Here is a 6,512-nt window from a genome sequence, read left to right on the forward strand (position 1 = left end):
TTGTCGCGTAGCGATCGACTGGTCGCGGACGCCGCGGGCCAACGAGGTCCGCTGCCGCACTCCGAATGATCTTGCACCGCAAGATAAGCGTAACCCATTCATCCCGCCGCATCGGCGATACCTACGAAGGAAGCTATGACCGACGTCCAGCAAAAGCCGATGGTGTTCATCGCCACCCCCTGCTTCGGCGGGCTCGTTTCCAGTCACTACATGCTTTCCGTGGTCGGCTTGATGCATCACGCCGCCCAGGTCGGCTATGACGCGACGCTCGCGCTTCTCGGGCACGACGCGCTCATCACGCGCGGTCGCAACACGCTCCTTGCGCAGTTTCTCGCCATGCCGCAGGCGAGCCACATCCTGTTCATCGATGCCGACATCCGCTTCGACGCGCAACAAGTGACCGCGATGCTGCAATTCAACCAGGATGTCGTTGCCGGAATCTATCCACTCAAGGTCATCAAATGGGACGATCAGAGCCGCGCTCGCGTGCAAGGCGGCGAAGCGATGGAAACGGCGCCGCTGGAATATGTCGGAAGCCTCTGCGACGGCGAAGAGTTGGAGCGACGCGGCCGCTTCGCCACCGGGATCTGGTGCGGCGGCGGCTTCATGCTCATCAAGCGGGCGGCGATCCTGCGGATGATCGAGGCCTATCCGGAAAGCCGCTACAAGAAATCGCACGCGCTCGGCAATGCCGCTGCGGAGGAGAACTACCTGCTGTTCGACTGCATGATCGACAAGCAGACGGGCGTCTATATCAGCGAGGATTTCGGCTTCTGCCAGAAGTGGCGCGATATCGGCGGCAAGGTCTGGCTCGATACCCAGGGCCAGCTGACCCACGTCGGCCTGTATAACTTTATCGGCGACCCGCAGCTCCGCTTCAACCAGACGCCGTTGGTCTCCTCACCAACCGCCTGATTTTTTTGTGGCCGGCACACTTTGAACGGGTGTGCCGGCCAATCGAGACCCGATGCAGGTTTTGCGGCGGAAGGTTGTTAGAAGAGAACCTTCGGCCAGACGAGACATTTGCGGCCGCGTTTCTCACGCCGAACTAACCAAAGGAAAGGGCGGTTTGCATTTCTGCAAACCGCCCTTCGTATTTCAATCTCGTGCGTTCCGTCCGGCTTGCGGTCCCAAAACGATCAGATGAAGTCGCGCGCCTCGTCCATCGAGCGAAACCGGCGATTTCCGACGATCGTCTCGACTTCGACGGAGCCGTCGGGGAAGGTCCGGTAGGGCCGCCCCATGCGAGGACCCGGGTCGACGACGGTCTCGCGTTTGTAGGCCTCGGTGACCGGCGCCACGGCAAGGGACTGCGATTGCGCCTTCTGACCGGAGCGGACCAGCACCGCCTCAAAGAAGCGGTTCAAGGCGCCGAAGCCGGTCTGCAAGGAGCCGACGAGGGCGAGACCGAACCCGCTGAAGATCAATGTTTTCGCGACATCCACGAAATCGTCGTGAAACGTCGGTGGCAGAACACGCGGGTTCTGAATGGTCATGAAGTCGGAGATCGCGGTTTCGCCGAGCAGCATCGCCCATCCGATGACGGCGAGTGTCAGTCCGACCCAGGTCACGCGCCCGATCCGCATCGCATCGAACTCCGCCTTGGGCCGCTCGTCTGCCGTGCCGCCGATGAGTGAAAAGTGGAAATGGCGCGCGCTCAATGTTCCGTCTCCTGCTTGGAGAAATAGGTGAAGTCCTGGATGAGGATCGCTTTGACGACGGTCGCGCCCAGGCGTTCGTTCGTGGCTTGGACAAGGTGGGTCGTCAACTTGTTGATATCGTAGCGCTCGATATGCGCAAAATCGAGATGGTCGTCGGAATACAAAGTTCGAAAGGCTTCATCGAGGATGAAAACTTCCGGCGATACCGCGACTTTCTTCATCATCGCCGCATCGACGGTATAGCCGAACTGCGCGACGACAAACCCTTGGACTGCTCCGTTCGCGATCATCGGCACGTTGATGACTCGTGTTTTCTCGGCCTGGACGACGCTTGCCACGGCCAGCTCCGCCCCGGGCGCCTTGCGGTTGCTATCGAAATAGGCCGAGGCGTAGGTCGCGCCCAGAGCGACGATCAAGACCCAGATGCCGATGATGAAGGCTTTCATGACAGTTCGAAGCCCCTGTAGACGGCGGACCTCGAGTAGGTCCCGTCGGAGTCCATCTCCTGCATGACGCGGACGATCGTCGCGGTGATCTCCTGTGCAGCCTGGAGGTGGAAACGCAGCGCGTTGCCGTTCTCGTCGAGCTTGACGCGGAAGGAGGCAAGGCGGTTGATGATGTCCTGGCTCGGAATCGTGCCTTCGAACGATCGCATCAGGCGGTTGAGTTCGAGAAAGCCTTGCCGCTTGCGGCGCGTCAGGTCGCTGAAATCGGCGCCGCGTTGCTTCAACGATCGCATTTCCTCGTCAAGGACCGCTTCAAGCCGTTCGATGACCTTGAAGAAGGCATCATAGGCCGATTCCGGAACGGACGGGCGCTGCAAGGACGAGATCGGCGGGGCCTGGGTAGCGGCTTGCTCTGACGCTGACATCGGTGCGACCTCTAACTTTCACTGCTGATGGGCGCGGTGGGCTGCGACCCCGGTGGGTGGGCCGCCATGATCTGCTTGGCGATCCCAAGGCTGCCGCTCTTGGCAAGTTGGTTCGCAAACTGCTCGGCCATCATCGATCGGTAGATATCGGCCGAATTCTTGTCGCCGAACAGTTCGTCGTCCTTGGGAAGGATCGATTCGACGAAATTCTGGAGCAGGACGGCCTCGAACTTTTGATAAGCCTTCAGCTTGTCGTGCGGCCCGGCTGTCGTCATGCGATCGCGTGCATCGGCAAAGCCTGCGGGTGCCGCTGTCGTGGGCGCGGGCGTGGAGCTGCCGGTGACGGCCGGGCTTTTCGTCGAGGCAAGCGCGTCGGAAAAACTGATCGTTGCCGTCGGATCGGCCGCCAGCTTGGCGAGCCGCTCGGTCGCCGCGCGCACCTTCGCTGGATCGGCAGCGCTTGCCACATCCAGGACGATGTCGGAGGGAGGAGAAATGGCCACGGCAGGTCTCGGGACTTCAGTAAGGACCTCCCGACAATGCGCGATCAGGCTTACGGGAAGCTTGCGTCATCCCGCCAGGCCGAGGCCTCGATCGTCTCCTCCAGGCTCCGCTTTTCCGCGGCGTGCTCGAGGTCGGCCCGGACCTTGTCGACCAGTTTCTCCGCCAGGCGTTCCCGCCGCCGCATCGCATCCGTATGCGCCGTCTGCGTCACGGTTTCGGCCTCGCGTTTCACGATCGAGCCAAGCAGCGCCTGCCCCCGCTGGAACGCCGCCGCGGACATCAAGGGGCTGAGCGCCTCCTCGCTCGAGACGAAGGCGTGGAGGCGCGCCTGATCCTCCTTGATCTCGGCGCACTGCTGCTTGAGGGTGCCGAGACGCCATTCCGCCAGGCGGACGACCTGGCGCTGTACCGCAAGCACGCGTTCGAGGGATTTACTGCGATCGCGCATCGGTCATCCCGTCTTGAGCCACGAGCCGAACGCCGCAGTGAACATGTCGAGGGCCGGCGATATCGTGAAGTAGAAGAGAAGTCCGCCGCCGAACAGAAGAAACGGCGTCGACACGAATGTCACCGGGATCTGCGGCACCAGCTTGTTGATGATCCCGATCGCCACGTTGGCGATGATCGAAAAGATCAGGAACGGGCTGGCGATCCGCAGCGTGAGAATGAACGTCTTCGTCGAGCCGTCGACGAGCTGAAGCAGGCCCATGCGCGGATCGAACCCATCGCGCACCGGCATAACCACGTAAGAGGCGGAAAGTCCGCGAAACACCTCCCAATGCAGATCGGTCACGAAAAGCAGAAGCGTGGCGCCGAGCGTGATGAGCGTGACGACAGCCGGCAGCGCCTCGGACTCATCGACGGGCGCCCCAAGATTGGCGGAGAGGCCGATGGACATCGAGATCGCCATGCCCAAGGTTTCCAAGGCGATGAAGTAGAGCCGCCCGAGCAGACCGATGACGACGCCCTTGAGGCTTTCGAAGATCATGATCGTGACGAGCGCAAAGGGCGAAGCCTTGCCGACGAGAGGCAGTACATCGTCGATCACCAGCGGCGTCATCGCGAGGGAGACGGCGATGGCTACGAAAAGGCGCGCCTGGACCGGGATGCGCGGACTCGAAAAGCCCGGCATCAGCAGAATACAGCCACCGATCCGGCAGAAGACCACGAACGCCGACAGAACAAGGGACGGCGTCAGATCCATCAGGAAATCGAACCGAGCGTCTTGATCTGCAGTCCGCGGGCGATCTCGAGGTGTGACAGGACCGGCAAGGTCGCGAACATCCGTTCGATGATCATGCGCACGAAGATCCGGGTCTCCGGCGTCGCCAGCAGCACGAAGTTATGACCTTGGTCCATGCGACTGCGGATGACCGGCGCGGCCTCCGCGCCGAATTGCTCGACCATGCGCGGATCGAGATCGAATTCGGCGACGTCGCTTTTTCCGTCCTTCTTCAGACTTTGCTGGAATGCCGTTTCCCATCGGCTGCCCAGCCGGAGAACGTTGAGCGCCCCGTTATCGGTGAGATCCCCGCAAATCTGCTGGGAGATCCGCATGCGGACATGTTCTACGACTTGCTCCGAACGCCGGACATGCGGGACGATCTCGGCGATGGCCTCGAGGATGATATGGATGTTGCGGATCGACACGCGCTCGGCGAGGAGCAGCTTCAGAATGGCCTGAAGACCGGAGAGGGAAATGTGCCCGGGACAGATCTCCTCGACCAGCTTCTTATATTCCGGCTCCATACGATCGAGCAGCGTCCGAACGTCCTTGTAGGACAGAAGCTGCGCCAGGTTTCCGCGAATGGTCTCACCCACGTGGGTGAGGAGGACGGAAAGATTATCGATGGTTCTGAAACCATCGCGCGTAACCTCCGCGCCTAGCGACTCCGGAATGGAGATCGCCTTCATCCCGAATGCGGATTCGCGGATCTCTTCGCCTGGAACGTTGGGCACGCGTCCATCGCCGACGATCACCATCACGTCGCCGAGGCGGATCTCGTCCGTCGCGACCACCGTCCCGTGGATCTTGATCTGATAGGCTTTCGGCGCCAGCGTCAGGCTATCGCTTAGTTTGATGTCCGGCACCACGATGCCGTACTGCCGCGCGAACTTGCGCCGGAGTTTTGCCACGCGAAGCCCGAGTTCGCCGTGGGCCACGAGCATCTTGATGGCGAGCTGCTTGCCCATCACGAGTTCGATCTCGACGGTCCTCAACGACTCCTTGATGGAGTCGCGCGCTTCGAGCTGCGCGTTTTCCGCCGCGGCGGATTCTTCGGCGGCCACCAAGGCGCGGGCGGCGGCGAGCTTGCGCGGAATCGTGTAGCCGACGAACGCCATCAACCCGCCCAGCATCGCGAACGGGAAGAAGGGCAGACCGGGAATAAGCGAGAGAAGGCCAAGCAGGAGGGCGGCGACGAAAAGCGCACGGGGATAATTCGCGAGCTGGTTGAGGACCGCTTTTTCCGTCGAGCCGCGCGTGCCGCCTTTCGACACGAGCAAGGCGGCGGCGAGCGAGACGATGAGCGCCGGAATCTGCGAGACGAGGCCGTCACCGACCGACAGCTTGACGAAGACATCGGCGGCGTGGGCCAGCGGCATGCCGTGGCGCGTCGATCCGATGACGATGCCGCCGAAGATGTTGACGGCGAGAATGATGATGCCGGCGACGGCGTCGCCGCGAACGAACTTGGAGGCACCGTCCATCGAACCGAAGAAGGAGCTCTCCTCCTCGAGTTCACGGCGGCGCGCCTGCGCTTCCTTGTCGTTGATCAGACCGGCGTTCAGATCGGCGTCGATGGCCATCTGCTTGCCCGGGATCGCGTCGAGCGTGAAGCGCGCACCGACTTCTGCGATACGCGTCGCGCCTTTGGTGATGACGAGGAAGTTGACGGTAATCAGGATCGCGAAGACGATCAGACCGATCACGAAGTCGCCGCTCATCACCAGCTTGGAAAAGCCGCCGATGATGAATCCCGCGGCGTTCACCCCCTCGGCCCCGTCGGAAAGGATCAGGCGTGTCGTCGCGATGTTCAGCGCGAGGCGCAACAAGGTCGAGACGAGCAGGACCGTCGGAAACGCCGAGAAGTCGAGTGGCTTCTCGATCCACAACGACACCATCAGGATCAGGACGGAGAGCGCGATCGAGAAGGCCAGCCCCATGTCGATCAGGAAGGACGGAATCGGAAGAAAGAAGATCGCCAGGATCGAAACGATGCCGGCGGCGAAGAAGACGTCGCGGCCGCTCTTCTTCTCGCCTGCGGCAATTTTTATCGCGGGGGTATTGGCCGCCATGGGATCCACCTACATTCGTGCAGGGCTATCCTAGGAGCTGAAGCTTGCGTCGGGATGGCTTGGACGTCGCCAGACCCGCAAGCCGCGGTAAAAAGCGGGGGCCGATGGACTGGCAGTTGAACGCCGCCGACGGGACACGAAGAAGCGCCGGATGCCTTTCGCCTCCAACCATCGGAACG

The 6,512-nt window shown here is 61.8% G+C and carries 8 protein-coding genes; 1 reads left to right on the plus strand and 7 read right to left on the minus strand.

Annotation, left to right across the window (positions count from 1 at the left end; genetic code table 11):
- Positions 1-135 precede the first annotated feature (135 nt).
- Complete coding sequence (locus GSQ79_RS07500; RefSeq protein ID WP_158808095.1) at positions 136-915, plus strand: hypothetical protein; 780 nt, start codon at positions 136-138, stop codon at positions 913-915.
- Between the two features lie 224 nt (positions 916-1,139).
- Here GSQ79_RS07500 and GSQ79_RS07505 read toward each other — a convergent pair whose 3' ends face one another.
- The 7 genes from GSQ79_RS07505 to flhA are packed head-to-tail and all read right to left on the minus strand — an operon-like array spanning position 1,140 to position 6,333.
- Complete coding sequence (locus GSQ79_RS07505; RefSeq protein ID WP_158808096.1) at positions 1,140-1,661, minus strand: hypothetical protein; 522 nt, start codon at positions 1,659-1,661, stop codon at positions 1,140-1,142.
- Complete coding sequence (locus GSQ79_RS07510) at positions 1,658-2,107, minus strand: hypothetical protein (RefSeq protein ID WP_158808097.1); 450 nt, start codon at positions 2,105-2,107, stop codon at positions 1,658-1,660. The genes GSQ79_RS07505 and GSQ79_RS07510 overlap by 4 nt, the downstream gene beginning before the upstream one ends.
- Positions 2,104-2,532 (minus strand): hypothetical protein, encoded by a 429-nt coding sequence (locus GSQ79_RS07515; protein WP_246725164.1) that lies wholly within the window; start codon positions 2,530-2,532, stop codon positions 2,104-2,106. Before GSQ79_RS07515 ends, GSQ79_RS07510 begins: the two co-directional genes overlap by 4 nt.
- A gap of 11 nt (positions 2,533-2,543) precedes the next feature.
- Positions 2,544-3,035, minus strand: a complete 492-nt coding sequence (locus tag GSQ79_RS07520; RefSeq protein WP_158808098.1) for a rod-binding protein — start codon at positions 3,033-3,035, stop codon at positions 2,544-2,546.
- Positions 3,036-3,085: 50 nt separating this feature from the next.
- On the minus strand, positions 3,086-3,484 hold the full coding sequence (locus GSQ79_RS07525; protein WP_158808099.1) for a hypothetical protein: 399 nt from the start codon (positions 3,482-3,484) through the stop codon (positions 3,086-3,088).
- A gap of 3 nt (positions 3,485-3,487) precedes the next feature.
- Positions 3,488-4,240, minus strand: coding sequence for a flagellar biosynthetic protein FliR (locus tag GSQ79_RS07530; RefSeq protein ID WP_246725165.1), 753 nt, complete (start codon positions 4,238-4,240; stop codon positions 3,488-3,490).
- On the minus strand, positions 4,240-6,333 hold the full coding sequence (gene flhA, locus GSQ79_RS07535) for a flagellar biosynthesis protein FlhA (protein ID WP_158808100.1): 2,094 nt from the start codon (positions 6,331-6,333) through the stop codon (positions 4,240-4,242). Before flhA ends, GSQ79_RS07530 begins: the two co-directional genes overlap by 1 nt.
- Positions 6,334-6,512 lie beyond the last annotated feature (179 nt).

This window comes from Beijerinckia sp. L45 (genome assembly GCF_009765775.1).
GTDB lineage: Bacteria > Pseudomonadota > Alphaproteobacteria > Rhizobiales > Beijerinckiaceae > RH-AL1.

Bases quoted from the DNA above. Each gene is read 5' to 3' on its own strand.
- GSQ79_RS07500 (WP_158808095.1), top strand. From the start codon at position 136: ATGACCGACGTCCAGCAAAAGCCGATGGTGTTCATCGCCACCCCCTGC.
- GSQ79_RS07530 (WP_246725165.1), bottom strand. From the start codon at position 4,240: ATGGATCTGACGCCGTCCCTTGTTCTGTCGGCGTTCGTGGTCTTCTGC.
- GSQ79_RS07510 (WP_158808097.1), bottom strand. From the start codon at position 2,107: ATGAAAGCCTTCATCATCGGCATCTGGGTCTTGATCGTCGCTCTGGGC.
- flhA (WP_158808100.1), bottom strand. From the start codon at position 6,333: ATGGCGGCCAATACCCCCGCGATAAAAATTGCCGCAGGCGAGAAGAAG.
- GSQ79_RS07515 (WP_246725164.1), bottom strand. From the start codon at position 2,532: ATGTCAGCGTCAGAGCAAGCCGCTACCCAGGCCCCGCCGATCTCGTCC.
- GSQ79_RS07525 (WP_158808099.1), bottom strand. From the start codon at position 3,484: ATGCGCGATCGCAGTAAATCCCTCGAACGCGTGCTTGCGGTACAGCGC.